The sequence below is a fragment of the Arthrobacter sp. 10N418 genome (assembly GCF_056394725.1).
Window position 1 is genome coordinate 44,403 of record NZ_JBFTIK010000009.1, and the last position, 24,232, is coordinate 68,634.

The 24,232-nt window shown below is 67.6% G+C and carries 28 protein-coding genes; 20 read left to right on the forward strand and 8 right to left on the reverse strand.

Annotation, left to right across the window (positions count from 1 at the left end; translation table 11 throughout):
* Window positions 1-117: 117 nt before the first annotated feature.
* The 3 genes from rbfA (at window position 118) to AC1DCZ_RS09230 (ending at window position 1,678) form a co-directional block, all read left to right on the forward strand.
* Complete coding sequence (rbfA, locus tag AC1DCZ_RS09220; RefSeq protein WP_476974317.1) at window positions 118-627, forward strand: 30S ribosome-binding factor RbfA; 510 nt, start codon at window positions 118-120, stop codon at window positions 625-627.
* Window positions 628-840: 213 nt separating this feature from the next.
* Window positions 841-1,278 carry a thioredoxin gene (gene trxA, locus AC1DCZ_RS09225; protein ID WP_476974318.1) on the forward strand — a complete coding sequence of 146 codons (438 nt, stop codon included), beginning with the start codon at window positions 841-843 and terminating at the stop codon, window positions 1,276-1,278.
* Between the two features lie 52 nt (window positions 1,279-1,330).
* Complete coding sequence (locus tag AC1DCZ_RS09230; RefSeq protein ID WP_476974319.1) at window positions 1,331-1,678, forward strand: CU044_2847 family protein; 348 nt, start codon at window positions 1,331-1,333, stop codon at window positions 1,676-1,678.
* A 56-nt stretch (window positions 1,679-1,734) separates the two neighbouring features.
* Here the strand turns inward: AC1DCZ_RS09230 and AC1DCZ_RS09235 are convergent, their stop codons facing one another.
* Both AC1DCZ_RS09235 and AC1DCZ_RS09240 read right to left on the reverse strand, forming a co-directional pair.
* The gene (locus AC1DCZ_RS09235; RefSeq protein ID WP_476895058.1) at window positions 1,735-1,941 is read right to left on the reverse strand and encodes a hypothetical protein; all 207 of its coding nucleotides are present in this window, start codon (window positions 1,939-1,941) and stop codon (window positions 1,735-1,737) included.
* 134 nt (window positions 1,942-2,075) lie between these two features.
* Window positions 2,076-3,233: a pyridoxal phosphate-dependent aminotransferase gene (locus AC1DCZ_RS09240; protein ID WP_476895057.1), complete on the reverse strand. Its 1,158-nt coding sequence runs from the start codon at window positions 3,231-3,233 to the stop codon at window positions 2,076-2,078.
* A gap of 111 nt (window positions 3,234-3,344) precedes the next feature.
* Between AC1DCZ_RS09240 and truB the strand changes: the two genes are divergently transcribed.
* From truB to AC1DCZ_RS09255, 3 genes are read left to right on the forward strand one after another with little or no spacing between them, the layout of a single operon-like run.
* Window positions 3,345-4,304: a tRNA pseudouridine(55) synthase TruB gene (gene truB / locus AC1DCZ_RS09245; RefSeq protein WP_476974320.1), complete on the forward strand. Its 960-nt coding sequence runs from the start codon at window positions 3,345-3,347 to the stop codon at window positions 4,302-4,304.
* 2 nt (window positions 4,305-4,306) lie between these two features.
* Entirely contained in the window at window positions 4,307-4,660 is a 354-nt protein-coding gene (locus tag AC1DCZ_RS09250; RefSeq protein ID WP_476974321.1) for a hypothetical protein, read from the forward strand.
* A 1-nt stretch (window position 4,661) separates the two neighbouring features.
* Window positions 4,662-5,153, forward strand: a complete 492-nt coding sequence (locus AC1DCZ_RS09255; protein WP_476974322.1) for a hypothetical protein — start codon at window positions 4,662-4,664, stop codon at window positions 5,151-5,153.
* 93 nt (window positions 5,154-5,246) lie between these two features.
* Here AC1DCZ_RS09255 and AC1DCZ_RS09260 read toward each other — a convergent pair whose 3' ends face one another.
* A complete protein-coding gene (locus AC1DCZ_RS09260) occupies window positions 5,247-5,822 on the reverse strand; it encodes an NUDIX domain-containing protein (RefSeq protein WP_476974323.1) in 576 nt (191 codons plus the stop codon).
* A gap of 24 nt (window positions 5,823-5,846) precedes the next feature.
* Window positions 5,847-6,740 (reverse strand): alpha/beta fold hydrolase, encoded by an 894-nt coding sequence (locus tag AC1DCZ_RS09265; RefSeq protein WP_476974324.1) that lies wholly within the window; start codon window positions 6,738-6,740, stop codon window positions 5,847-5,849.
* 230 nt (window positions 6,741-6,970) lie between these two features.
* On the opposite strand from AC1DCZ_RS09265, the gene AC1DCZ_RS09270 reads away from it, so the two are divergent.
* A complete protein-coding gene (locus AC1DCZ_RS09270) occupies window positions 6,971-8,425 on the forward strand; it encodes an HNH endonuclease signature motif containing protein (RefSeq protein WP_476974325.1) in 1,455 nt (484 codons plus the stop codon).
* Between the two features lie 28 nt (window positions 8,426-8,453).
* Here AC1DCZ_RS09270 and AC1DCZ_RS09275 read toward each other — a convergent pair whose 3' ends face one another.
* Window positions 8,454-8,909 carry a hypothetical protein gene (locus AC1DCZ_RS09275; protein WP_476974326.1) on the reverse strand — a complete coding sequence of 152 codons (456 nt, stop codon included), beginning with the start codon at window positions 8,907-8,909 and terminating at the stop codon, window positions 8,454-8,456.
* 169 nt (window positions 8,910-9,078) lie between these two features.
* Here AC1DCZ_RS09275 and AC1DCZ_RS09280 point away from each other — a divergent pair, with 169 nt between their 5' ends.
* On the forward strand, window positions 9,079-9,465 hold the full coding sequence (locus AC1DCZ_RS09280; protein ID WP_476974327.1) for a hypothetical protein: 387 nt from the start codon (window positions 9,079-9,081) through the stop codon (window positions 9,463-9,465).
* Here AC1DCZ_RS09280 and AC1DCZ_RS09285 read toward each other — a convergent pair.
* The gene (locus AC1DCZ_RS09285; protein ID WP_476974328.1) at window positions 9,462-9,905 is read right to left on the reverse strand and encodes a hypothetical protein; all 444 of its coding nucleotides are present in this window, start codon (window positions 9,903-9,905) and stop codon (window positions 9,462-9,464) included. The two genes, AC1DCZ_RS09280 and AC1DCZ_RS09285, sit on opposite strands and share 4 nt — an antisense overlap.
* Before the next feature lie 194 nt (window positions 9,906-10,099).
* On the opposite strand from AC1DCZ_RS09285, the gene AC1DCZ_RS09290 reads away from it, so the two are divergent.
* The 7 genes from AC1DCZ_RS09290 to AC1DCZ_RS09320 all read left to right on the forward strand — a co-directional run bounded on the left by AC1DCZ_RS09290 (window position 10,100) and on the right by AC1DCZ_RS09320 (window position 18,271).
* Window positions 10,100-11,083, forward strand: coding sequence for a bifunctional riboflavin kinase/FAD synthetase (locus AC1DCZ_RS09290; protein ID WP_476974329.1), 984 nt, complete (start codon window positions 10,100-10,102; stop codon window positions 11,081-11,083).
* An 87-nt stretch (window positions 11,084-11,170) separates the two neighbouring features.
* Entirely contained in the window at window positions 11,171-12,025 is an 855-nt protein-coding gene (kynA, locus tag AC1DCZ_RS09295) for a tryptophan 2,3-dioxygenase (protein WP_476974330.1), read from the forward strand.
* Complete coding sequence (locus AC1DCZ_RS09300) at window positions 12,022-13,314, forward strand: kynureninase (protein ID WP_476974331.1); 1,293 nt, start codon at window positions 12,022-12,024, stop codon at window positions 13,312-13,314. Before kynA ends, AC1DCZ_RS09300 begins: the two co-directional genes overlap by 4 nt.
* 140 nt (window positions 13,315-13,454) lie before the next feature.
* Window positions 13,455-13,724: a 30S ribosomal protein S15 gene (rpsO, locus tag AC1DCZ_RS09305; protein WP_024366600.1), complete on the forward strand. Its 270-nt coding sequence runs from the start codon at window positions 13,455-13,457 to the stop codon at window positions 13,722-13,724.
* A 247-nt stretch (window positions 13,725-13,971) separates the two neighbouring features.
* On the forward strand, window positions 13,972-16,221 hold the full coding sequence (locus AC1DCZ_RS09310; RefSeq protein ID WP_476974332.1) for a polyribonucleotide nucleotidyltransferase: 2,250 nt from the start codon (window positions 13,972-13,974) through the stop codon (window positions 16,219-16,221).
* A 111-nt stretch (window positions 16,222-16,332) separates the two neighbouring features.
* Window positions 16,333-17,676, forward strand: coding sequence for a M16 family metallopeptidase (locus tag AC1DCZ_RS09315; RefSeq protein ID WP_476974333.1), 1,344 nt, complete (start codon window positions 16,333-16,335; stop codon window positions 17,674-17,676).
* A 109-nt stretch (window positions 17,677-17,785) separates the two neighbouring features.
* Window positions 17,786-18,271 carry a DUF1579 domain-containing protein gene (locus AC1DCZ_RS09320; protein WP_476974334.1) on the forward strand — a complete coding sequence of 162 codons (486 nt, stop codon included), beginning with the start codon at window positions 17,786-17,788 and terminating at the stop codon, window positions 18,269-18,271.
* A 28-nt stretch (window positions 18,272-18,299) separates the two neighbouring features.
* Here AC1DCZ_RS09320 and AC1DCZ_RS09325 read toward each other — a convergent pair whose 3' ends face one another.
* Window positions 18,300-18,566 (reverse strand): MoaD/ThiS family protein, encoded by a 267-nt coding sequence (locus tag AC1DCZ_RS09325; protein WP_476974335.1) that lies wholly within the window; start codon window positions 18,564-18,566, stop codon window positions 18,300-18,302.
* Between the two features lie 6 nt (window positions 18,567-18,572).
* On the reverse strand, window positions 18,573-19,712 hold the full coding sequence (moaA, locus tag AC1DCZ_RS09330) for a GTP 3',8-cyclase MoaA (RefSeq protein ID WP_476974336.1): 1,140 nt from the start codon (window positions 19,710-19,712) through the stop codon (window positions 18,573-18,575).
* Between the two features lie 174 nt (window positions 19,713-19,886).
* On the opposite strand from moaA, the gene AC1DCZ_RS09335 reads away from it, so the two are divergent.
* From AC1DCZ_RS09335 to AC1DCZ_RS09355, 5 genes are read left to right on the forward strand one after another with little or no spacing between them, the layout of a single operon-like run.
* A complete protein-coding gene (locus tag AC1DCZ_RS09335; protein WP_476974337.1) occupies window positions 19,887-21,479 on the forward strand; it encodes a molybdopterin-dependent oxidoreductase in 1,593 nt (530 codons plus the stop codon).
* Between the two features lie 26 nt (window positions 21,480-21,505).
* A complete protein-coding gene (locus tag AC1DCZ_RS09340; RefSeq protein ID WP_476974338.1) occupies window positions 21,506-22,729 on the forward strand; it encodes a molybdopterin molybdotransferase MoeA in 1,224 nt (407 codons plus the stop codon).
* Entirely contained in the window at window positions 22,717-23,238 is a 522-nt protein-coding gene (moaC, locus tag AC1DCZ_RS09345; RefSeq protein WP_476974339.1) for a cyclic pyranopterin monophosphate synthase MoaC, read from the forward strand. Before AC1DCZ_RS09340 ends, moaC begins: the two co-directional genes overlap by 13 nt.
* A gap of 2 nt (window positions 23,239-23,240) precedes the next feature.
* The gene (locus tag AC1DCZ_RS09350) at window positions 23,241-23,747 is read left to right on the forward strand and encodes a MogA/MoaB family molybdenum cofactor biosynthesis protein (protein WP_476974340.1); all 507 of its coding nucleotides are present in this window, start codon (window positions 23,241-23,243) and stop codon (window positions 23,745-23,747) included.
* Complete coding sequence (locus AC1DCZ_RS09355) at window positions 23,737-24,204, forward strand: molybdenum cofactor biosynthesis protein MoaE (RefSeq protein WP_476974341.1); 468 nt, start codon at window positions 23,737-23,739, stop codon at window positions 24,202-24,204. Before AC1DCZ_RS09350 ends, AC1DCZ_RS09355 begins: the two co-directional genes overlap by 11 nt.
* The last annotated feature ends 28 nt before the right edge of the window (window positions 24,205-24,232 follow it).

Consider the following 24,232-nt stretch of genomic DNA (forward strand, 5'->3'; position numbering starts at 1 on the left):
CCGGAAGGATCCAACGGGAGTCCGTCGTAGACTCGCCTTAGGCGCGTGGCAACAAACCCAACAATTGTGCGGCGGCCGTTCAGGCGCCGTCGTACATCCAAATTTTTAGGAGTGGAAATGGCTGATCCCGCACGGGCTGCCAAGTTGGCGCAGCGGATTAAGGTTGTTGTTGCCGAGGCGCTGGGCCGGAGGGTGAAGGATCCCCGGCTCGAGGGCATTACGGTTACGGATGCCCGCGTGACCAATGACCTGCAGCACGCCACCATCTACTACACGGTGTTCGGCGACCAGTTGGTCCAGGCCGAGGCTGCCAAGGGGCTGGAGAAGGCTAAGGGCGTGCTCCGGCAGGAAGTCGGCCGCAACATCACTGTGCGGCTGACCCCCACCCTCCAGTTCGTCGCGGACCAGATCCCGGTCAATGCCTCCAACCTTGAAGAACTCCTCAGGGCAGCGAAGAAGCGCGACGCCGAGGTGGCCGCCCTGGCCGCCAGTGCCACGCACGCCGGGGAGGCCGACCCCTACAAGAGCGACACTCCCGAGGACGTGGAGCTCGACGAGGACGACTTCGACGAAGAGGACCTGGATCTCGCCGACGAGAACGACATCGACGAGGACAGCAACAAGTAGTACCGCACCGAAATGGCCGGAACCCGTAAAGGGGCCGGCCATTTTCTTGCATCAAGCAGATTATCTTTCGGTGGTACGGCGACGTCGACGGTACGGCGAACGCCGGTGCCCCTGCCCACCTCCGGCCGCGGGACCTTTGACTCTACGCTCCCCGTGCATGTTGGCGTCCGATGGAACCATGACGGTGCGTACGCGGGAAAACGCCGGTGGGCCGTGGACTCCAGCCTGATCACCTGCCCCCATTGCGGGAAGACCAACCGGATTCCGGCGGCGGCCGCAGGCCACCCGCGCTGCGGCAGTTGCCGCCAGGACCTGCCCTGGATTGTGGAGGCCGGCGACGCGGACTTCCCGGTTGTGGCCGAGCAGTCCGCGGTGCCGGCGCTGATCGACTTCTGGGCGGCGTGGTGCGGGCCGTGCCGCATGGTCAGTCCGGTTCTGGACAAGCTGGCGCAGGAACGGGCCGGAGACGTCAAGCTCGTCAAGGTCGACGTCGACAAGTCGCCGGGCCTCGCCCGCCGCTTTGATGTCCAGGCCATTCCAACCTTGCTCGTCATCAGGAACGGCTCGGTGGTGGCCCGCCAGGCCGGAGCGCCGCCCGCGGCTGCGCTCCGCAGCTGGCTCGATGGCGCGCTGTCCGCCAACCCCACGTGACCGTCCGTGCCTGCAGGCTTCGGATCTGCAGCACGCTGGAATGGAGAATGCAATGACCGAGATATTGCGGTACGAAGTCGGGTCCGGGACGGTGCTGGTGGAGGTCGAGGACAACAGCTTCGGCGTGGAGCGCCCGTCCCGTAACGAACAGGGGATCCTCGACGCCGGGCGGCGGCTCGAAGACGCACTCTCCGCCGTGAGGCCGGCGGCCAACGCGGCCGCCGAGGTGATGAAGGAGCTTGGCCCGGAGCACCTGGAACTCCAGTTCGGAGTCAAACTGGCCGGGGAGGCGGGGGCGATCATTGCGCGGAACTGCGCCGAAGGGCACTTCATCGTCAGGATGTCCTTCACCAAGGCGCCTGCGGCCGCATTGACGCCGGAGGAAGAGATCATGCTTTGAGGTTCGCGGAAATGCTCCGGGGGAACCGCCGCGGGCTTCGCGTCCTCTGACCCGCGTCAGCGTCGCCTGGACCGTCCCCGGGCGCCCAGGCCGCCGAGCAGGGGCGAACCCATCCCCAGCAGGAAACCGAAGTCGTACCAGTTCCCGGCACGGCCGGTGTTGTAGAACGGGAACTCGTGCCACTGCCCAAAGACGTGCACGATGAACACAATCCAAGCCGTCAGCCCGTTCCAGATACCCCACAGCAGGTCCTGCCACCACATGCGTACCTCCCCGACGGAACTCGCTCCCAAGAACGATGCGGGCGGAAAGCGCCCTGGATTCAGGCTAGGCGCTGCCACGTTGCGACGGTAGGGGCTATGGACCCGTCAGGCGGACTCCACAGGGGGATGGCCCGTCAGGCCTGCCTTGCGGGAAGGCGGCCGAGGCCCTCAACGAGTTCGGCCTGGCTCCCGCAGAGGGCAATCCGGATCCACCCTTCGCCAATGGAGCCGAACGCCGTGCCCGGGGCGAAGGACACCCCCGAGTCCGCCAGGAAACGCCGGGTCCAGGCACGGACGTCGCCGCCGGTGACATGGGAAACATCGGCCCACAGGTAGAACGCCCCCTGCGCTGTCAGGTACGGAATTCCGCGGGACCGCAGCACTTCGGACGCTGCATCCCGGTTCGTCCGGTAGTGGGCGTGGGCATGGCTGACATAGTCCTGCGGACCTGTCAGCGCGGCCAGCGCCGCATACTGCGACGGCGAGGCGACGCAGGAAACGATCGACTCCATCACATTGTTCATCTTTTGCTCCAGCCCCGGCGGGCAGATCAGCGCGCCGATGCGCAGTCCCGTCAGCCCGTAGGTCTTGGAGAGGGTCAGTGAGGTGAACACACGGGCCTCGCCCGGGACGGTGCTGTCGAACCGGGCCGGGCTGACATGCGGGACGTCATAGGTGAACGCCTCGTAGCATTCGTCCGAGATGATCCACAGATCGTGACGTTGGGCGAGCCCGACCAGGCGTCGGGTGAGTTCCCCGCCCAGGACGGCGCCCAGCGGGTTGGACGGCGAATTGAGGATCAGCACCTTGGTCCGTGGCGTGACGAGTGCCTCGATGTCCTCGATCCGGGGCTGGAAGTCATGCTCCGGGTAGAGCGGGTACTCCACAGGGACGGCGTGCAGGAGGCTGCTCGTCATCGCGAAGGTTGGGTATCCCGGGTTGGGAATGAGGATTTCGTCGCCGGGGGAGAGCAGCAGGCTCATCGCGAAGTGCAAGCCCTGCTGGGCGCCGTCGACGACGTACACCCGGTCCGCGCCGACCGGCGTCGCGTTGTGCTCGCGGAACCGGGCGGCAAAGGCCTCGCGGAGGGCGGGGATGCCGGCGTTGGGCGTGTAGTTGGTCTCGTCGCGGTCCAGGCAGGCCATCCCGGCGTCGAGGATATGCCGGGGGACTGGGAAACCTGGCTCCCCGATGCTCAGCACGATCGCGCCGGGCGTGCCCCAGGCGGCTTCGGTGATCTCGCGGATCTGGTTGATCGGGACGTCACGGACATGTGCGGCTAGCTCGGGCATGTCTGCCATCCTAACCGCCGCCGTGCCCCCGGCGGCGGGGAGCGGGTCCCCGGAACCGGGGGTTGGGGCACCGTCACCGGGGGCCGGTCCCGCGCAGATATACTGGGGAGCGTGCTTTCTGGACTGGTAATAGTGGACAAGCCGCAAGGCTGGACCAGCCACGATGTGGTTGGACGGATGCGGCGGCTCGCCGGTACCCGAAAGGTCGGCCACGCCGGGACCCTGGACCCGATGGCCACCGGTGTGCTGGTGGTAGGCATCAACAAGGCCACCCGCCTCCTGACGTACATCGTCGGGACGTCCAAGACCTACACCGCCACCATCCGCCTCGGTGAGTCGACCGTGACGGACGACGCCGAGGGCGAGGTCACTGCCACCCACAGCGCGGCCGCCGTTACCGAGGAAGCCGTCCGTGCCGGCGTCGCCGCCCTTACGGGGGAGATCGAACAGGTACCGAGCAGCGTCAGCGCCATCAAGGTCAACGGCGAACGCGCCTACGCGCGCGTCCGGTCCGGCGAAGAGGTCAAGCTTGCCGCCCGTCCCGTCACGATCCACCGCTTCGAAGTCCATGAGGTCCGCCGGGTGCGCGGCGGCGAGGCGCTGGAGGTGGACGTGACGGTTGAGTGCTCGTCCGGTACGTACATCCGGGCCCTGGCCCGTGACCTGGGCAATGCCCTCGGCGTCGGCGGCCACCTGACGGCGCTGCGCAGGACCCAAGTGGGTCCGTACACTCTTGACCAGGCGCACACCCTGGAGCAGCTGGCTGACGAGCTGGATGTCCTGGAAATGTCCCAGGCCGCCCGGGCGCTGATGCCGAACCGCGAACTCAGCGATGAGGAAACCACCGAGATCTCGTTCGGCCGCAGGATTGCCGCCGGGGCCGCCGCCGGCACCCCCGACGCTGCGACGGCGGATAAGCCCGCCGCCGCCTTCGCGCCGGACGGCACGCTCGTGGCGCTGCTGGCGGACAAGGGAAGCTATGCCAAGCCCGTCCTGGTCTTCGCACCGGATAACGAGAAGCGTGCCAAGGCGGCCGCCGCGGAACAGCTCCCGGAACAGCAGGCCGACTAGTCTTGGACGCCTATTTCTACATCATCCTGGTGGTCGGGCTGCTCTCGACCGTCGTGTGCGCCGCGGCCGGCATCCTGAAGAAGGCACCCAACGACGCGACCATCTTGTCGGTGGCCGCCGTCGAGCTGTCCCTTCTGGTGTACCTGGTCGGTTCGATCGTCCGGGTTGTCGGCGGGGAGCGGATCGCGGGGGAGCCGTGGGAGTTCTGGGGTTACATGCTGACGGCCCTGATGCTCCCGGTCGGCGCCGTGTACTGGTCCATCCTGGAGCGCACCCGCTGGAGCAATTTTGTCCTGGCTGCAGTCGGCGTCACCGCCCTGGTGATGGCCGCCCGCATGAACCAGATCTGGTACTGACATGGAAGAGGCAGAGAACGTGAGCGCAAAACCCTCGCAGGACACCGGTACGAACGCCGCGGCGGGCCCCGCGACCGCCGGTCCGGCGTCGACCGACACGCGCAACACCGGCCCCGGCCGGTTGCTGATCGCCGTGTACGCCGTGTTCGCAATTTCGGCCACGGCCCGGGCGGGCTACCAGATCTTGACCAAGTTCTCCGAGGCGCCCTTGGCGTACCTGCTGTCGGCCTTTGCCGCCGTCGTGTATATCGTCGCCACAGTGTCGCTCGCCAAGGCCGGCCGGACCTGGTTCAAAGTCTCCGTGACCGCCGTGCTGGTGGAGCTGATCGGCGTGCTGGTGGTGGGGGCGCTGAGCCTGTTTGACTCGGTGAACTTCCCGCACGAGACCGTCTGGTCCCTGTTTGGCCGCGGCTACGGCTTCGTTCCGCTCCTGCTGCCCATCCTGGGGCTTATCTGGCTGTACCGCCGCCGGCCTGCGGCCCGGCAGGGCTAGGCGGCGTCGCCGCAAGCGGCCACGCGTCGTAGCGGCCCCGCGCCGTAGCGGCGGCAACGTTCGACGGGCCTGGCCCGGCTCCTGTCGGGAGGTTCAGCTGCCTGGTTCCTGATGACTGGCAAGCCGGCGGCGCAGCTCCGGCCACGCCGCGGCGAAGCCGGGATGCAGCTTCTTCTCGGTGACCCGCTCAAGCGGGATCCACGCGAGTTCGAGGCTCTCCGGATCGCTGATGGCAGGATCAAACGGTTCGACGGCTTCAGCGGCCACAGTGGTGTAATGCCAGTAGCCGACGTCGAACACAGAGGTGAACAGGACGCGCACGTTCTCCGGCGGAACGGCCGCTTCTTCGCGGGCCTCCCGGAGCGCCCCATTGACCGGCTCTTCGCCCTGATGCAGCGCCCCGCCGGGGAGGCCCCAGGTTCCGCCCTGGTCGCTCCAGAGGGCGCGGTGCTGGAGGAGGACGCCTTTGGCGGCGTCGTGGACGAGGAGGCCAGCCGAACCAAACCGTCCCCAGAACCGGCCGCGGTCGCCCTCGACCCAGGCGTCGCCGGGATCACGGGGTCCGAAAGGCCTGCGTGGCTCGCCCGAGAAGGGTCCTGCCGGAGCTTCGCCGGACCTCGCGGCCTGGGGGCCAGCCGGGCTGGATGTCGGGGCAACGGTGCTGTCCATGCCCTCAGTTTCCCACGCACCGTGCTAGCGAGGGCCGAAATGTGACCCGGCGCGCGAGGTTGCGGACATGTCCGTGGAAGATTCCTTGAAGAAATCGATCACTGCGGGGGTGACCTGGGCCGAGAGTTCCTCGAAGAATCCATGCCTGCTTCGGGGATAAACATGCAGCTGTGCACCTGGAATCCGGTCAGCGATTAGCCGGGCGTTCCCTGCCGGAGTCATCAGGTCATCCTCCCCATGCAGGACCAGTGTCGGCACAGTAATCGACGGCAATAGATCCCAGGCGTTGTGCTGCTTACTTGCTCTGCGGTGCGCCGCCAACTCCTGCTGACTCATCGTGGCGTCACCCAGCAGGGAACTGTTCTGCGGAGAATACGGCCAGGCCGGCGTGTAGAACAGGTCATGCAAAATACTCAGCCGCTCTGTCTCGGTGGCCCGGGCAAGCGCCTGGCTGACCTCCCGGGAACGACCGATAGCGCTGGGCCCACCAGGGGACGTGCACGCCAAGACCAGGGCTCTCACGCGATCCGGGAAATGTGCCGCCAGCATCTGTGCCACGCGTCCACCCATCGACGTCCCATATACGAACGCACTAGGTATCCCGGCACCATCCAAAACATCTGCAACGTCGGCTGCCAAACTCGCCGTTGTCCAGGAAGCAGCAGTTCCGCGACTGGCTCCGGTTCCCCGGTAATCCATCGTGACAGTCAGGAATTCAGACTCAAAGCTCTCACGAAGCCCATCCCACCAGACATGGGAGTTCGCTTGTCCCTGCAACAGAACAACGGCCGGCGCACCGGTGACGCCGCCTGTCTGCACAGCCAACGCAAAACCATCCCGGGCCAGGCAGACCGACTCTGCTAACAATTTTCGAACTCCCTCAGACGCACGACCATGATTGGTTCCATCAGAGCACATAGCCAGAGCCACACCGCAACAGAGCCAATTCCATCATTACTGTCATGGCCCCTCGCTAGTGTGGAGGCATGGAATCCAACGAAGATTTCGTCCCGGTACAGGCCACCCGGCCTGGCGCTGGGATCCTTCCTGGAATGCCCCGGCCGACGCCCGTTCCACACGTGATGGATGAGGTGGACTGTGCTCTGGATAGGGCGCTTGCACTGCTGCGCTCTGCAACCCGGACGGCAATGACTGATACCGCGCTGTATGGAGTGAAAGAAGCATCGGACTTCGCCGACCGCGCGGAGCAGCTGTCCCGCATGGTCGACTACCTGCAGCTCGTTGCGGCCGGGGCAGTCGACCGCACCCGGAGCCGGGCAGCGGCACTGCAGGCTGGGAGCGGAGCCGGACCCGGCGCGCCAGCAGGATGGCTAACCGGTTGGAACACAGACGAAGCCATTCCGCCGGCCCCGGCGGACGGGCCCGGAGCGGTGTCGGAGTGTCTGGACGATGGGTACCGGAGCCCCGCCGAGTTCCTGCGGGCACGGCTGGGGATCAGTGTTTCGGAGGCACGTCGCCGGTTATCCCTCGCCGCCGACGTGCTGCCCCGCACCGGCATCGCGGGCCAGTTGCTGCCCGAGGTTCGGGAAGAGCTCGCCGCAGCAGTGGCTGCAGGAACGGTTGCCTCGCGGGCCGCGACGATCATCACGCTGGCATTGGACCGGGTCCGCAGTGTATGTCCGCCGGAAACGGCGGCCCGCATGGAGCACGCACTGACCGTTACGGCTGCAGAGAACGACCAAGACTTCCTCACCCGGATCGCCCGCCGCTGGAGCGATGCCCTGGACCAGGATGGCGCCGAACCTGATGAGGCAGAACTGCGCCGGCGCCAGGGCGCCTTCGTCCGGCGGCCCCGGCGAGGCCTGCAGCATGTGGAAATCTTCGCCACGACGGACCAGTTCGAGCAGCTGGCCACCGTGATGAACATTGGCACCAATCCGCGCACGGGCCCTGCAGCGGGTTCTCAGCCTGGCCCCGCGAACGGCAGCTACAGCGCGGATGCCACGCGCGACAGCGAAGCCGCTGCGGAAATGCTCGACAAGCGGTCCCGGCCGCAAAGACTCCTTGACGGCCTGGTCGGTGCCTGCAAGGTAGCCCTTGCCGCGGGCGGGCTGCCCGCTGCGGGCGGACTCCGCCCGCAGGTCATGGCCACCATCGACCACCGGGATCTCTTCGCGCGGCTCGGAGGACTCGGCAACGGGGTTACCGTCGGCGCGTCCAACACCGGGACCCTGATGTTCACGGGCCCGGTTGCCGCCTCAACCGTCCGGAAAATCGCCTGTGATGCGGATGTCATTCCCGTTCTTCTCGGTGGGGAGGGCCGGGTCCTGGATATCGGCCGCGCCTCGAGGGTGTTCCCACCGCATATCCGCAAGGCCATCACAGCGCGGGACCAGGGATGCGCTTTTCCGCAGTGCACCATGCCTGCGCCGTGGTGCGAGGCCCACCACATCAACTACTGGTCCCGCGGCGGGACGACGGGGGCGGGCAACGGGACTCTTCTCTGCTCCCATCACCATCACCTGATCCACAAGGAACAGTGGACTATCCAGATGCGAAACGGAGTTCCGTGGTTCATCCCGCCGCTGCACGTGGACCCACGCCAGGTGCCACGGAGGAACCGCTACTTCCGCTTGGAATGATGGCGCGCAGCTTAGACTGTTGGGCGGCTTAGCCTGTGCGGAACGGGAGCTTCGCGCCCTGCTCAAAGGGAACAGCGCCCTGGGCTGGCGTCATGGTGAACCAGTAGCCGTTCTGCCCGTTGGCATAGATGAGCATCCGCTGATGTCCGTCCAAAGGGTCGCCCTCCGGATAGGAAATGCCCCCGGTGCAGGTCAAAGGCATCGACGCGATGCGGAGCGGCCCGGGTTCCGGATTGCCCTTGTAGACCGACTCGACGTCCACGAGATGGATTTGGGCCTGATACCCGTAGATGCTGGTTTCGCCGTCCACGCCTACGGGGGTCGCCACGACCACCAGTGAGGCTTCTTTGAACTGGTCCTGGGGTGTCTCAAAGTGGATCCAGTCGACGCACGCTTCGGATCGCGGTCCAGGCAGCAAGCCGCAGGCCGTCGTCAGGACGCACACCAGCAGCCCGACCACGGCAGACACCATCAGCTTGCGCACCTACTGAAAATAACCGCAGGCGGCGGTACGGTCCAGCCCCTGGGCACTGGGACGGGCGGGCGCCATATAACGCCAGCTGACGCCGAGCTGACGCCGGGCTGACGCCGGGCACCGGACGGGCCAAAAGCCTCTGAACCCGCTGCGGCAGGCTTCGCCTACTGTGGACGCCATGACCGAGCGCCCAATTCTGCTTCGCGCCGTGAAGTCGTTTCACACGGCCGCCTGGTTCACGATCGAGGCCTGCATGGTCTACGTCCTGTACACCGGAGTCCGGGGCCGCAGCGACCGACGGACCGGACTTGCTGCCGGCGTCGTTGCGGGCGAGACGCTGGTGTTCGCGGCCAACGGATTCCATTGCCCGCTGACCGCAGTGGCCAGGGGCCTCGGTGACAGCACGGGCTCGGTGACGGACATCTACCTGCCGAAGTCGTTCGCGCGGAACCTGCCGGCGATCCACCTCCCGCTGATCCTGGCCGCGGCCCTGTTGCACTGGCGTATTCACCGCTTGGCTCGCTCCGTGACTGACAATCGCGGCCGGGGAGCCGAAGCAGGCTAGCGCAGGGGATTCCCGTTGACGTCCACGCGGAAGCTCTCGATGACCTTGTTCGTCGCGGTGTCGATGATGATCACGGAATCCGCCGGCCATGCGGGATCAGGGACAACCGTGTACGGAACATCGGCGAGCTGCGTCGGGCGGCCGGCCTCGTTGATTTTCCGGTTGAAGGCATCCACCACGGTGTTCGTCCGGGTGTTGACCGCCACGTTTTCCTGGGGCAGCCCCGCCGTGTCGCCCGAAGCGGGCGTGGCGTTCCACCAGCCCTCATAGCCGCCGACGACAGTGGCCGGCGCGGAAGCCGGCCCCGGCGATGCGGTACCCGAGGCCCCCGCGGTAACCGTCGCTGCGGCTGCCTGGCCGCCGCAACCGCTCAATGGCACTCCCGCCGCGAGAACCAGGCAGGCAGCGGCCAGGCGTTGTGAAATGCGGATGTGTCCCAAGATAATGTCCCCCAACATTGCGCGTGGCCGGTGTCCGGCATCGATGGAATGACCCTACCAGCGCGCGCAACAGAGACCGGGCGGCAGGCCCCGGCCGTCGGGGACCGCAGGTGTTTGCAGGTAATCTAAGAGAGTTCCGGAGCCGCCACCGCTGCTCCGGGAGAGCTCATGGCAGGTAGCAAAAGGCGAGGTTGATGGTCCACATCTGGAACGATCCGTCCGAAGTCCCGGCGGACTTTGGTCCTTCCGTTGTCACATTCGGCAACTTCGACGGCGTGCACCGCGGGCACCAGCAGGTGCTCTCGCAGCTCATCCGCACGGCCCGCCAGAACCACGCCCGCGCCGTCGCGATCACCTTCGACCCCCACCCCGCGCAGGTCCACCGCCCGGAATCCGCCCCTGAACTGATCATGGGGCTGGAGGACAAACTCGTGGCCCTCGGCGAGCTCGGACTCGACGCCGTTCTGGTGATGAAGTACTCCCTGGAACTCGCCAGCCTCACCCCGGAGGAGTTCGTCGCCACGGTCCTGGTCGGCAGCCTCAAAGCCAGCCATGTGGTGATCGGCCACGACGCCCGCTTCGGGCGCGGCAATTCCGGCGACCTGTCCACGATGAAGGACCTGGGGGAGAAGCTCGGCTTCGAAGTCCTGGTCATCAGCGAGTTCGGGTCCGAGGGCTTCCCCATCCACGACGACGCCGGCCCTGACCGCCGCTGCTCGTCCACCTGGGTGCGCGAGGCTTTGCGGGCGGGCGACGTCGCCACCGCCGCCGCCGTCCTGGGCCGCCCGCATCGGATGCGCGGCGAAGTCGTGCACGGCGCCGCCCGCGGCCGCGACCTGGGCTTCCCCACCGCCAACCTTTCGTCCGCGGCGAGCGGTTACATTCCCGCGGACGGCATCTACGCAGGCTGGCTCGTGGACCAGGCCGGCACCCGCTGGCCCGCCGCCATCTCCGTCGGGTCCAACCCCACGTTCGACGGCGTCAGCCGCCAAGTGGAGGCCCATGTGATCGACCGTCCGGAAGAATCCCCGGATGACTTCGATCTGTACGGCCAGACAGTAGTGGTGGAGTTTGTCTCGAGGCTGCGCGGCATGGTGGCGTACCGTGGCCCTGAAGCATTGGTAGACCAGATGCGCCTGGACGTCGTCCAGGCGCACGACATCCTGTTTGCGCACTGATTTCCGGCCCGGTTCCGGGCACCGGGCCGCCGACACCGGCCGGTCCGCGCGCTAATTCACAGCCACTTGGCAAGGAAGGCAAGAGACGTGACCATTGAGAAAAACACGAGGGAGCTGGACAGGGAGATTGTCCGCGACTTCAGTTCCCGGATGAGCTATGCGTCCTACCTGCAGTTGCCCACGCTCCTCAGCGCACAGCAGCCCGTCAGCACGCCCGAGCACCACGACGAAATGCTGTTCATCATCCAGCACCAGACCACGGAGCTGTGGCTGAAGCTGGTGCTGCACGAGCTCCGGAGCGCCGCGGCCTGGCTGCGCTCCGACGACCTGGGCTCGGCCCTGAAGGCAATCGCCCGGGTCAAGCACATCCAGAAGACGCTCACCGAGCAGTGGTCCGTGCTGGCCACGCTCACCCCCACCGAGTACTCCCAGTTCCGCGGCTTCCTGGGCAACTCGTCCGGGTTCCAGTCCAGCCAGTACCGCGCGGTCGAGTTCCTCCTGGGCAACAAAAACGCCAAGATGCTGCCGGTGTTCGAATCCGATCCCGAGGCCCACGGGATGCTGAGCCAGCTCCTCGAAGCGCCGAGCATCTACGACGACTTCCTGGCCTACCTCAACCGCCAGGGCTTCGACATCCCCACCTCCCTGCTGGAACGCGACGTGTCCAAGGCGCACGAGTTCTGCGCCGAGCTCGTCCCGGTGTTCAAGTACATCTATGAAAACGCCGCCGACAACTGGGGCGCCTACGAGGCCTGCGAGGAACTCGTGGACCTTGAAGACAATTTCCAGCTTTGGCGCTTCCGGCACCTGCGGACGGTCCAGCGCACCATCGGCATGAAGTCCGGCACCGGCGGTTCCAGCGGCGCAGCGTTCCTGCAAAAGGCCCTCGAGCTGACGTTCTTCCCCGAGCTCTTCGCCGTGCGCACGGAGATCGGCCAGTGAGCATCGGCGCCGGCACCCTGGCAACGGACCTCCTGTGGCAGCAGGCCCAGGACCTCGACGCCGCCGACCCCCTCGCCGCGTACCGCAATCACTTCATCGGCACCGACACGGCGCTGTCCTACCTTGATGGCAACTCCCTGGGCCGCCCGCTCAAGCGCACGGTCACGGACGTAGGTACCTTCATCCAGGAGAGCTGGGGCGGCCGGCTGATCCGCGGCTGGGACGAGGAATGGCTGGAACTGCCGCAGGCCATCGGTGACCAGCTGGGCCGTGCTGTCCTCGGCGCCGCCCCGGGGCAGACCATCATCGCCGACTCCACCACGGTGGTCCTTTACAAGCTGATCCGGGCCGCGCTGGCCGCCGTCACGGACCCGGCCCGCACCGAAATCGTGCTGGACACGGACAATTTCCCCACGGACCGCTACCTCATCGAGGGCATCGCCCGCGAGGAGAACCTGACGCTGCGCTGGATCGACGCCGATCCCGCCTCCGGCGTGACCGTCGAGCAGGTGCGGGCCGCCACCGGGGCCGCCACCGCCGTCGTGGTCCTGAGCCAGATCGCCTACCGCTCCGGCTTCCTCGCCGACCTGCCCGGGATCACTGCCGCCGTGCACGACGCCGGAGCGCTCGTCGTGTGGGACCTGTGCCACTCCGCCGGTTCCGTGGAGATCGCCCTGGACGCGGCGGACGCCGACTTCGCCGCCGGCTGCACCTACAAGTACCTCAATGGGGGACCGGGCTCGCCCGCGTTCGCCTACGTCAACGCCCGGCACCTGCCCGGGCTGCAGCAGCCGATCTGGGGCTGGATGGGCCGCAAGGGCGCCTTCGAGATGGGCCCGGGCTACGAACCGGCGTCCGGTATCCGCGGCTTCCTGAGCGGAACCCCGGCGATCTTCGGCATGCTCGCCATGCGCGGCACCCTGGACCTGCTGGAAGAAACCGGCATGCCCGCGGTCCGGGAGAAGTCGCGGCTGCTGACGGCGTTCGCCGTCGAGCTGCACGACGCGTGGCTCGCCCCGGCGGGCGTCACCCTCGGGACGCCGCGGGACCCCGAACTGCGTGGCAGCCACATCACTGTGGACCACCCCGCCTTCCGGGAAATGACCGCAGCCCTGTGGGAGCAGGACGTCATCCCCGATTTCAGGGCGCCGCAGGGCATCCGGATCGGGCTGTCGCCGCTGAGCACGTCCTTCACCGAGCTGTACCGCGGCGTCGCAGCCATCCGGGAACGGCTGGAGGGCGATGCGGCCGGCGGTTTCGACAACATTGGCGGCAAGCCGGTAAACTAAACGTTGGATCCGGCTGCAGTCCGTGGCGGCTGGCTCTTGTTGTGTACGGGCAACCCTCTCTTCGGAGGAGGATCTCCGGCGCAGCACCCCCGGCAGTGAGTTACTGATTCGGGCCTCACGGCACATCTCTAGGAGTTATTGTGGCACTTGAAGCCGCTGTAAAGACGTCCATCATTCAGGATTTCGCAACGTCCGAGGGCGACACCGGTTCGCCGGAGGTCCAGGTTGCAGTCCTGACTCAGCGGATCAAGGATCTCACTGAGCACATGAAGGTGCACAAGCACGATTACCACACCCAGCGCGGTCTGCTGGCCATGGTCGGTCGTCGCAAGCGCATGCTGACCTACCTCAAGAACACTGACATCACCCGCTACCGTAAGCTCATCGAGCGTCTCGGCCTGCGCCGCTAGTCAGCTTTAAGGGGCGGCCCTTCCGGAACGGAAAGGGCCGCCTTCTTCAAACAAAAACTCAACAGGAGGATCAACCGCATCACGCATTCGCGGTCTTCGGTAGTGACTTCCGGGAACGGCTTCAAAGAGTGAAGCCTTAGCCCGTGGGTCTCGATCGATGACCGGGTGCAGTGCAGTCCAGTCGACAGATGCTGGACTGGGTTGATGCGGCTGGGCTCCGTGAACCATGAAACGGAGGTGACTCTCTATGGAGGGTCCCGAAATCCAGTTCTCAGAAGCAGTCATTGACAATGGCCGCTTCGGCAAGCGTGTAATCCGCTTTGAAACCGGCCGCCTTGCCAAGCAGGCAGCCGGCGCAGCAATGGTCTACATCGACGAAGAGACCGCGCTGCTGTCCGCCACCACCGCCGGCAAGCACCCGCGTGAAGGTTTCGACTTCTTCCCGCTGACCGTCGACGTCGAAGAGCGCATGTACGCCGCCGGCCGCATCCCGGGCTCATTCTTCCGCCGCGAAGGCCGTCCCTCCACGGAAGCCATCCTGGCCTGCCGCCTGATGGACCGCCCGCTGCGCCCCGCCTTCGTCAAGGGCCTGCGCAACGAGGTCCAGATCGTCGTCACCGTGCTCTCCATCAACCCGGACGAGCTCTACGACGTCGTCGCGATCAACGCGTCCTCGATGTCCACCCAGCTCTCCGGCCTGCCGTTCTCCGGCCCGATCGGCGGCGTCCGCGTTGCCCTCGTCGCCGACGAGCACGGTTCGCAGTGGGTTGCGTTCCCGAAGCACTCCCAGCTCGAGAACGCCGTCTTCAACATGGTCGTTGCCGGCCGCGTCAAGAACGACGACGTCGCCATCATGATGGTTGAAGCCGAAGCCACCGACAACTCCTGGAACCTCATCAAGGAACAGGGTGCCACCGCCCCGACCGAAGAAGTTGTCTCCGAAGGCCTCGAGGCTGCCAAGCCGTTCATCAAGGCCCTTTGCGAAGCCCAGTCCGACCTGGCCGCCCGCGCAGCCAAGCCGACCGTCGAGTTCCCGGTCTTCCTGGACTACCAGGACGACGTCTACGCCGCTGTCGAGTCCGCTGCCGCCGAGAAGCTGGCCGCTGTCTTCCAGATCGCCGACAAGCAGGAACGTGACACCGCGTCCGACGAGCTCAAGGACGAGGTCACCTCCTCCCTGGCCGGCCAGTTCGAAGGCCGCGAGAAGGAGCTGTCCGCAGCCTTCCGCTCCGTCACCAAGCACGTCGTGCGCCAGCGCATCCTCACGGACCAGATACGCATCGACGGCCGCGGCCTGACGGACATCCGCCAGCTCACCGCCGAGGTTGAGGTCCTGCCCCGCGTCCACGGCTCGGCCATCTTCGAGCGCGGCGAAACCCAGATCATGGGTGTCACCACGCTGAACATGCTCAAGATGGAACAGCAGATCGACTCGCTGTCTCCCGTGACGCGCAAGCGCTACATGCACAACTACAACTTCCCGCCGTACTCCACGGGCGAGACCGGCCGCGTCGGTTCCCCGAAGCGCCGCGAAATCGGCCACGGTGCCCTCGCAGAGCGCGCCATCATGCCGGTGCTGCCCTCCCGCGAGGAATTCCCCTACGCCATCCGCCAGGTGTCTGAGGCTCTCAGCTCCAACGGTTCGACGTCGATGGGTTCCGTCTGCGCCTCCACGCTGTCCCTGCTCAATGCAGGTGTGCCGCTGAAGGCCGCCGTTGCCGGTATCGCCATGGGCCTGGTCTCCGACCAGGTTGACGGCCAGACCCGCTACGCCGCGCTGACCGACATCCTCGGCGCCGAAGATGCCTTCGGCGACATGGACTTCAAGGTTGCCGGTACCGCCGAGTTCGTCACGGCCATCCAGCTGGACACCAAGCTCGACGGCATCCCCGCCTCGGTCCTGGCAGCCGCCCTGAAGCAGGCCCGCGAAGCCCGCCTGCACATCCTGGATGTCTTGAACTCCGCGATCGACACCCCGGACGAGCTCTCCGAGTTCGCGCCGCGCGTCATCGCGGTCAAGATCCCGGTAGACAAGATCGGCGAGGTCATCGGCCCGAAGGGCAAGATGATCAACCAGATCCAGGAAGACACCGGAGCCGACATCTCGATCGAGGACGACGGCACTGTCTACATTGGCGCCACGAACGGCCCGTCTGCCGACGCAGCACGGTCCGCGATCAACGCCATCGCCAACCCGCAGATCCCGGAAATCGGCGAGCGCTACCTGGGCACGGTCGTCAAGACCACGACCTTCGGCGCCTTTGTTTCCCTGACCCCGGGCAAGGACGGTCTGCTGCACATCTCCGAGCTGCGCAAGATCGCCGGCGGCAAGCGCGTTGACAACGTCGAGGACGTCGTCTCCGTGGGCCAGAAGATCCAGGTGGAAATCACCAAGATCGATGACCGCGGCAAGCTCTCCCTGTCGCCCGTCGTGGCTGACGAGGCAGGCTCCGGGGACGCCGACAACGCTGAGGTCTCCGTGGAGTCCGCAAAGTAGCGTTTCCTGAACCAAGCAGCGGGGCCGGTGGATCACTCCACCGGCCCCGCTGGCATTAACCCGCTGGTACGATTGCAGGCAGATTTGGCACGTTTTCCCTGAAAGGCCTTGATGACTGTCGTCCCCCTGCCGCTAGAGCAGAACCAGCACGCTGACACCCTGATCCACGGCGCCGACGGCGGTCCGGTGGTGCGCCGCTCGGTGCTGCCCGGCGGCGTCCGTGTGCTGACCGAGGCGATGCCCGGCCAGCGGTCGGCAACCATCGGCTTCTGGGTCGGAGTCGGCTCCCGCGACGAGGCCCCCGGCCAGCACGGCTCCACGCATTTCCTGGAGCACCTCTTGTTCAAGGGCACGAAGCGCCGCACGGCTTTGGAGATCGCCTCGGCCTTCGACGAGGTCGGCGGGGAATCCAACGCCGCCACCGCGAAGGAAAGCACCTGCTACTTCGCCCGCGTGCTCGACACCGACCTGCCGATGGCGATCGACGTCATCGCGGACATGATCACCGGCGCCGTCCTGGATCCGCAGGAGATGGAGCAGGAGCGCGATGTCATCCTCGAGGAGATCGCGATGGACAGCGACGATCCCACCGACGTCGCGCATGAGCACTTCGTTGCCGCAGTGCTGGGCACCCACCCGCTGGGACGTCCGATCGGCGGGACGCCGGATGCCATCCGCGCTGTCGCCCGGGACTCCGTCTGGGACCACTACCGCCGCTACTACCGGCCGGATGAGCTCGTCATCACCGCCGCCGGCGGACTGGACCACGACGTCGTCTGCTCCCTCGTGGTGGACGCCCTCCACGCGGCCGGCTGGAGCCTGGAACCGGCCGCGACGCCGGTGCAGCGCCGCCCCACCGAACGTGCCGACATCACAGGCACGGCCGGACTGCACGTGGTCAAGCGGCCGGTGGAACAGGCCAACATCATCATGGGTTGCCCTTCGCTGGTCGCTACAGATGACCGCCGCTTCGTCATGAGCGTGCTCAACGCGGTCCTCGGCGGGGGCATGTCCTCGCGGCTGTTCCAGGAGGTCCGCGAGAAGCGCGGTCTCGTCTACTCGACCTACTCCTTCGCCTCCTCCTACGCCGATGCCGGCTATTTCGGCATGTACGCCGGCTGCACGCCGTCGAAAGTCCGGCAGGTGGTTGACCTCCTCGGCGCGGAACTGGACAAGCTGGCCGAGGGCGGCATTTCCGACGACGAGCTCCGCAAGGCTGTCGGACAGCTCTGCGGCGGAATCGTGCTGGCGCTTGAGGACACGGGGTCCCGGATGTCCAGGCTGGGCCGCGCGGAGCTGGTCTCCGGCGAGTATCAGGACATCGACGAGACGCTGCGGCTGATCAAGGCCGTGACCTCGGCCGAGGTCCAGGAACTGGCCCGCGAGCTTGCGGCCGCACCGCGGACCGTGACGGTGGTCGGCCCGTTCGAGGAAACCGAGACCTTCGGGCTCTGAGGTTCCCCCGTGCCTTTGAGGCCGCCGGCGCCGCCTGTGGCCGGCCGGCGCACCTTTACACGGCCGGTGCCCCGCGTGATGATGGGGGCGGGGTCACTCGGGAGGAACCATGGACCGGCCACTGGCGGGCAGCGCACACGAGGCGCTTGAGGCGTTCCTGGGCCATTGGACCGGAACCACGCACTGGGAGGCCACTCCCTGGGGCCCGGCGCGTGCTGCCGACGTCGAGCTGACGTTCGCCCGGGCAGCCGCCGGGCTGGCCGTCACCCACAGCTACCGGCACACGGAGGCCGACGGCACCCGCTCCGAGGGCCACGGCGTCTTCACCATTGACCCCGACCATCCGGACACCCTCTGGTACCACGTCAACAGCATGGGCCTGCCCCCGGAAGCCCCCGCGCGTGCCAGCTGGCTGGACGGCACCCTCACCATGGAGCGGCGCAGCGACCGGGGCACCTCCCGGCACACTTTTCGGGTGGACGACGGCGTGCTGACGCACGCCGCCGGGCTCCGGCTCGGCCAGGCTGCCGAGTTCACCCCCTTCATGAGGTCGGTCTGCCGGCGGCTCCCCGAGGGCGGCGCAGTCCGCGCCTGAGTTAGGTCGCCCGCTGCCGGACAGGTGCTCAGCCGCCGGCGAACGGCGGCAAGACATCCACGACGTCGTCCGTCTTCAGTGCGACTGAGTGATGCCGCACCGCCACCTCGTTGAGCAGGAAGCTGGACCTGGAGAGGATGCGGGCGAGCGGCGGTGTTCCCGCCGGCGGCTCCGGGCGTTCCACTGCGAGGATGGCCGCCAGCGCCGAGGCGACGGTGGCGCCGTCGGGGAGATCGAAGTGTTCTTCCTCCACGCCCGCGGCAGCGCGCGCCGCAGCGAAGTAACGTACGTGCACGGGAAATCAGCCTCCGATGGCGCTCATGCTGCGGTCCGGCTGGACGAAATCCGGTGCGTCCAGGCCGACGTGGTCCATGCCGTGGGCCTTGGGCTTGATCCACATGGCGTCCTGCCAGCGTTCGGCGAGCTGTTCGTCGCTGGCGCCTTCGCGCAGGAGCCCGAGCAGGTCCACTTCCTCGCGGGAGAACAGGCAGCTCATGATCTTCCCCTCGGCCGTGATGCGGGTGCGGCGGCAGTCCGAGCAGAACGGCTCCGTGACGGAGGCGATGATGCCCACGGTGCCCAGCACCGGCCCGGTGGCCTCGCCCGTACCGGGGATCCGGGCGCGGACCTCGAAGCGTTCCGCCGGGGCGCCGTCGCGGGCCCGGGGATCGGAACTGAGGACATAGTCCGTGGAGAGCAGCTCGCGGATCTCCGCGGCGGTGATCATGTTCCGGCGGGTCCAGCCGTGATCGGCGTCGAGCGGCATCTGCTCGATGAAACGCAGCTCATACCCGCGGTCCAGGGCCCAGGCCAGGAGGGCCGGGGACTCGCCGTCGTTGATTCCGCGCATCAGCACGGCGTTGAGCTTCACGGGGCCCAGCCCGGCAGCCCAGGCCGCGTCCACACCGGCCAGGACCTTGTCCAGGAAGGGGCGGCGCGTCAGTTTGGTGAAAGTCTCTTCATGCAGTGAATCGAGCGAGACGTTGATCCTTGACAGTCCCGCCGCCTTCAGGCCGGCAGCCTTCTTGTCGAGACCGACCGCGTTGGTGGTCATCGAGATCGGCAGGCCAGGATGGGCAAGGCGGAGCGCGGCGATAATGTCCAGCAGATCCGCCCGCACCAGCGGTTCGCCGCCGGTCAGCCGCAGTTCCCGTACGCCGAGCATGTCGACGCCGATCCGCACGATCCGAACGATCTCCTCCGCGGACATGACCGCCTGCTTGGCCAGCCACTCCAGGCCCTCGGCCGGCATGCAGTAGGTGCAGCGCAGATTGCACTTGTCGGTGAGGGAGAGCCGCATGTCCGTGGCGCGGCGGCCGTAGCGGTCCACCAGCCCGGCAGGCATGCCGGCCGGGCGCCCGGTCAGCTCTGGTGTCCCGGAGGCGGCCGCACCAGGGCCACCCTGTCCACGAGGCTGGGGCATGCCCAGTTGAACTGTCATAAAGTCAGGCTACGCCAGTTCAGGGCAAGCATCACGCCTGTCGAGGCAGGAATCCCCGCCGGTCCGCGGGAAACGGCCACGTGGCCTGTTCCCCCGGCATCCCCCGGCCCGCTCCCGATCCGGCCCGGCCCAGGGAGCCGTGCCGGAACCCGGTCCCGAACCTATGCTGGAAGCGTGAACACAACCCAGATTCCACCGGTAAAGGCCGCCAGCGACAAACGGGGCGCGACCTGGTGGGCCGCAGCTGCAGGACTCGTCGCTGTCGGCGCCGCGGTGGTGCTGGGTGAACTCGCCGCGGGACTGGTCAGCCCGGCCGTATCGCCCGTCACTGCCGTCGGGGGCGCCGTGATCGACGCAGTCCCGCCCGGCGTCAAGGAATGGGTGATCTCGGTTTTCGGCACGGCGGACAAGCTGGCGCTGCTGGGCGGCATGGCGCTGGTCATCGCCGCGCTGGCGGCCCTGTCCGGAGTCCTCGAAGTCCGCCGCCGCTTCGCAGGAGTGGGGGTCATTGCCGTGTTCGGCGCTGTGGGCCTCGTGGCCGTGCTGACCCGGGCCGAGCTGACTGCCAATGCCATCCCCGTCCCCGTGCTTGTCGCGCTTGTGGGCATGACGCTGTTGCGCTGGTTGATACGGCGGCTGGGGGAGTGGCAGCTCGTGACGGTCCACCCCCAACCGGCGGAGCCCCAAGCCCCGTCCGAACCCGGCCGGCGCCGCTTTTTGCAGGCGCTCGGCGGAACGGCGGCGGCCGCGGCCGTCGCCGGTGTGTTCGCCTCAACGCTCAGGGGGGCAGCCGCCGTCGTCAGTGAGGTGCGCAGCAAACTGGCGCTCCCCGCGGCGGCCTCGCCCGCACCGCCGGTCCCGGCGGGGGCCGAGATCCGACTGGACGGCCTTGGCCCGCTCGTCACCCCCAACAAGGACTTCTACCGGATCGACACCGCGCTGCGCGTGCCGCTGGTGGATCCGGATCAGTGGACGCTCAAAGTGACGGGCCTTGTGGAACGGGAAGTGGAGCTCGACTTCGCCGCCCTGCTCGCCAAACCGATGACGGAACGGCATGTGACCATCGCCTGCGTCTCCAACGAGGTGGGCGGGGACCTGATCGGCAACGCCCGCTGGCTCGGCTGGCCGGTCCGGGAACTCCTGGCCATGGCTGGTCCAACGCCCGGGGCGGACATGGTCCTGTCCCGCAGCACGGACGGCTTCACAGCGGGCACTCCGCTGGAGGCCCTCACGGACAGCCGCGACGCCCTGCTGGTGGTGGGCATGAACGGCGAGCCGCTGCCACTCGAGCACGGGTTTCCCGTCCGGCTGATCGTGCCCGGACTCTACGGCTATGTCTCGGCGACCAAGTGGGTGACGGAGCTGAAGGTGACGCGCTTCGCCCATGACGCCGGCTACTGGACACCAAGGGGCTGGTCCGAACGCGGACCCGTCAAGACGTCCTCCCGAATCGACGTGCCCAGGGCCGGCCGCAGCGTGACGGCCGGGACGGTGGCGTTCGGCGGCGTCGCCTGGTCCCAGCACACGGGCATCGGGAAGGTGGAACTGCGGGTCAACCGCGGCGCCTGGCAGGACGCCGAGCTGGCGCCCGGCATCTCGAAGGACACCTGGTATCAGTGGAAGCTGGCACTGCCGCTGACCCCGGGAAAATATGAAATCCAGGTCCGCTCCACGAACCTCGACGGCGTCCCGCAAGTGGAAGACCGCGCCCCGGTGGCACCCAGCGGAGCCACCGGCTTTCACACGGTTACAGTTGACGTGAAGTAGCCAGCCGAGCCAAAGGTCACCGCCTCATGCACCGCACCCCGACACGGCACGTCACCGTCGAAGCCCACCGCGGGAAGGTCCTTGCCCTCCTGGCCCCGCTCCGCACCCCGGAGCGGATCGAGCGGCTCCCGCTCCTGGATGCCCTGGGCCGCGGGCTCGCGGCCGACATCCTGGCCGCGTTGGACCTGCCCCCGTTCGCGAACTCCCAGATGGACGGCTTCGCGATCCGCAGCGCGGACGTGCCCGACGGCGGCACGGAGCTCAGCGTCGTCGCGCCCGTCCCCGCCGGTGCCGCACCGCCGGACCTCGAACCCGGCACCGCCGCACCCATCATGACCGGTGCGATGATGCCGCCGGGAGCCGACGCCGTCGTGCCCATTGAGCAAGCAGTCCCCGACGCCTTCCCCGAGCCGGGTGAACCGGCCAGCGTCAGGCTGCCTGCCGCCGCGGCGGGAAGTTTTGTCCGCGACGCCGGAAGTGACATCCGCGCGGGGGAGCTGGCGCTCGCCGCCGGAACGTTCCTGGGCCCGGGGCAATTGGGCCTGCTGGCCGCCCTGGGGTTCACCGAGGTTCCCGTCCATGCCGCCCTCCGGATCCTGCTGGTCACGACCGGCGACGAGGTCGTCGAACCGGGCAGCCCGCTGGGCACCGGCAAGATCTACGATTCCAACGGCACACTGCTCGAGTCATCGATGCGCCAGGCCGGACTGCAGGTGACAAGGACCGGCATCTCCACCGACCGGCCCGAGGAGCTTGCAGCCTTGCTGCGCAGGCATGCCCCGGCCGTGGACCTCATCGTCACCACCGGCGGTGTCAGCAAGGGCGCCTACGAGGTCGTCCGGCAGGCCATGGCCGGACATGACGTCGACTTCGGGGCCGTCGCAATGCAGCCCGGCGGCCCGCAGGGAATCGGCAGGTTCGACGGCGTTCCGGTCCTCGGGTTTCCCGGTAACCCGGTGAGCTGCCTCGTTTCCTTCGAGATGTTCCTGCGCCCGGTGCTTTCGGAGCTGTTCGGGTCGCCGGCGCCGCGGACCGTGGTGCGGGCCCGGCTGGACGGGCCGCTGACGTCTCCGCAAGCCAAGCACCAGGTCCGGCGCGGCACCTTGACGTCCGAGGGGACGGTACGGCTCGAAGGCGGCGCAGGCTCCCATCTGGTCCATGCGCTGGCGCGCTCCAACGCCCTGGTCCACGTGCCTGACGGAACAGCGGCGCTCGCCGCGGGCGCCGAAGTGGAAGTATGGATACTGTGAACGAAGCAGAGAACGCCGAGACAGCAACCGCGGCAACGGCCCCGCCAGTCCTGACCCATTTGCGCCAGGATGGTTCGGCCCAGATGGTGGATGTGTCCAACAAGGCGGAAACGACCCGGGAGGCGACGGCCACCGCGACCGTCCGCAGCACCCGCGAGGTCCTGGCCCTCCTTGGCTCGGGAGACCTGCCCAAAGGCGATGCCCTGGCCGTCGCCCGCGTGGCCGGCATCATGGCCGCCAAGAAGACCCCCGACCTCATCCCGTTGTGCCACCCCCTGCCGATCACGAAGGTCACGGTCGACTTCGAGCTCGACGCCGAATCGGTCACCGTCTTCGCCACCGTCAAGACCCGCGGCGTCACCGGGGTCGAAATGGAAGCACTCACCGCGGCGTCCGTTGCGGCGCTGAGCGTGTACGACATGATCAAGGCCGTGGACAAGCACGCGGTCCTGACCGACATCAAGGTGCTGGCCAAAAGCGGCGGCAAGAGCGGGGACTGGACACTGTGAGCATGCCCGAACCCCACCGCCACGGCGACGCCACCGGCCGGAAGGCCGGCGTCGTGATCGCCTCCACCAGGGCGGCTTCCGGCGTCTATGACGACCTCACCGGCCCCGTCATCATCGACTGGCTCACCGAACACGGCTTCGAACCGTTTCCCGCGCTGGTGGTTCCCGACGGCGAGAGCGTCGGCGCCGCCATCCGGGCGCTCCTGACCCAGCAGCCCGCCGTCATCATCACGAGCGGCGGCACGGGCCTCAGCCCCACCGACGCCACGCCGGAACAGACCCTTCCCCTTCTGGACCGCGAAATTCCGGGCATCATGGAGGGCCTCCGGCGCGCCGGCACGGCCAAGACGCCGATGGCCATGCTCAGCCGGGGCCACGCCGGCGCCGCCGGACAAACGTTCATCATCAATCTTCCGGGGTCCCCCCAGGGCGTCATGGACGGCCTGGGCGTGCTGGATCCCATCCTCGGACACCTCTGCGACCAGCTGGAAGGCAGCCATGGGCACTAAATCAGGATTCGAAGTCGTGCACGCCGTCCTCAGCGCCGAGCCCATCTCCGTGGACCAGGCCATCGCGGCGGTCGAGTCGGACACCGCCGGCGCCGTGGTGAGTTTCAGCGGCGTGGTCCGGAACCACGACGGCGGCAAGCCTGTTGAGCGGCTCAGCTACAGCGCGCACCCGACGGCGCACCAGGTGATGGCCGACGTCGTAGCGCAGCTGGCCGCCGAGCACTCGGCCGTGGGGGCGAATGGCCCGGCCCAGCCGGTGCGGATCTGGGCAGCCCACCGGATCGGCATGCTGGACATCGGCGACCCGGCCCTGGTCTGCGCTGTCTCGGCCGCGCACCGGGGGCAGGCCTTCGCGGTGTGCGCCGAGCTCGTGGACCGGATCAAGGAACAGGTTCCGGTCTGGAAGGAACAATTCTTCGCCGACGGCACCGTCGAATGGGTCGGCGCCGGCGGGTAGCCTGTCGGCCCGTCGGGCCTGTAACCCA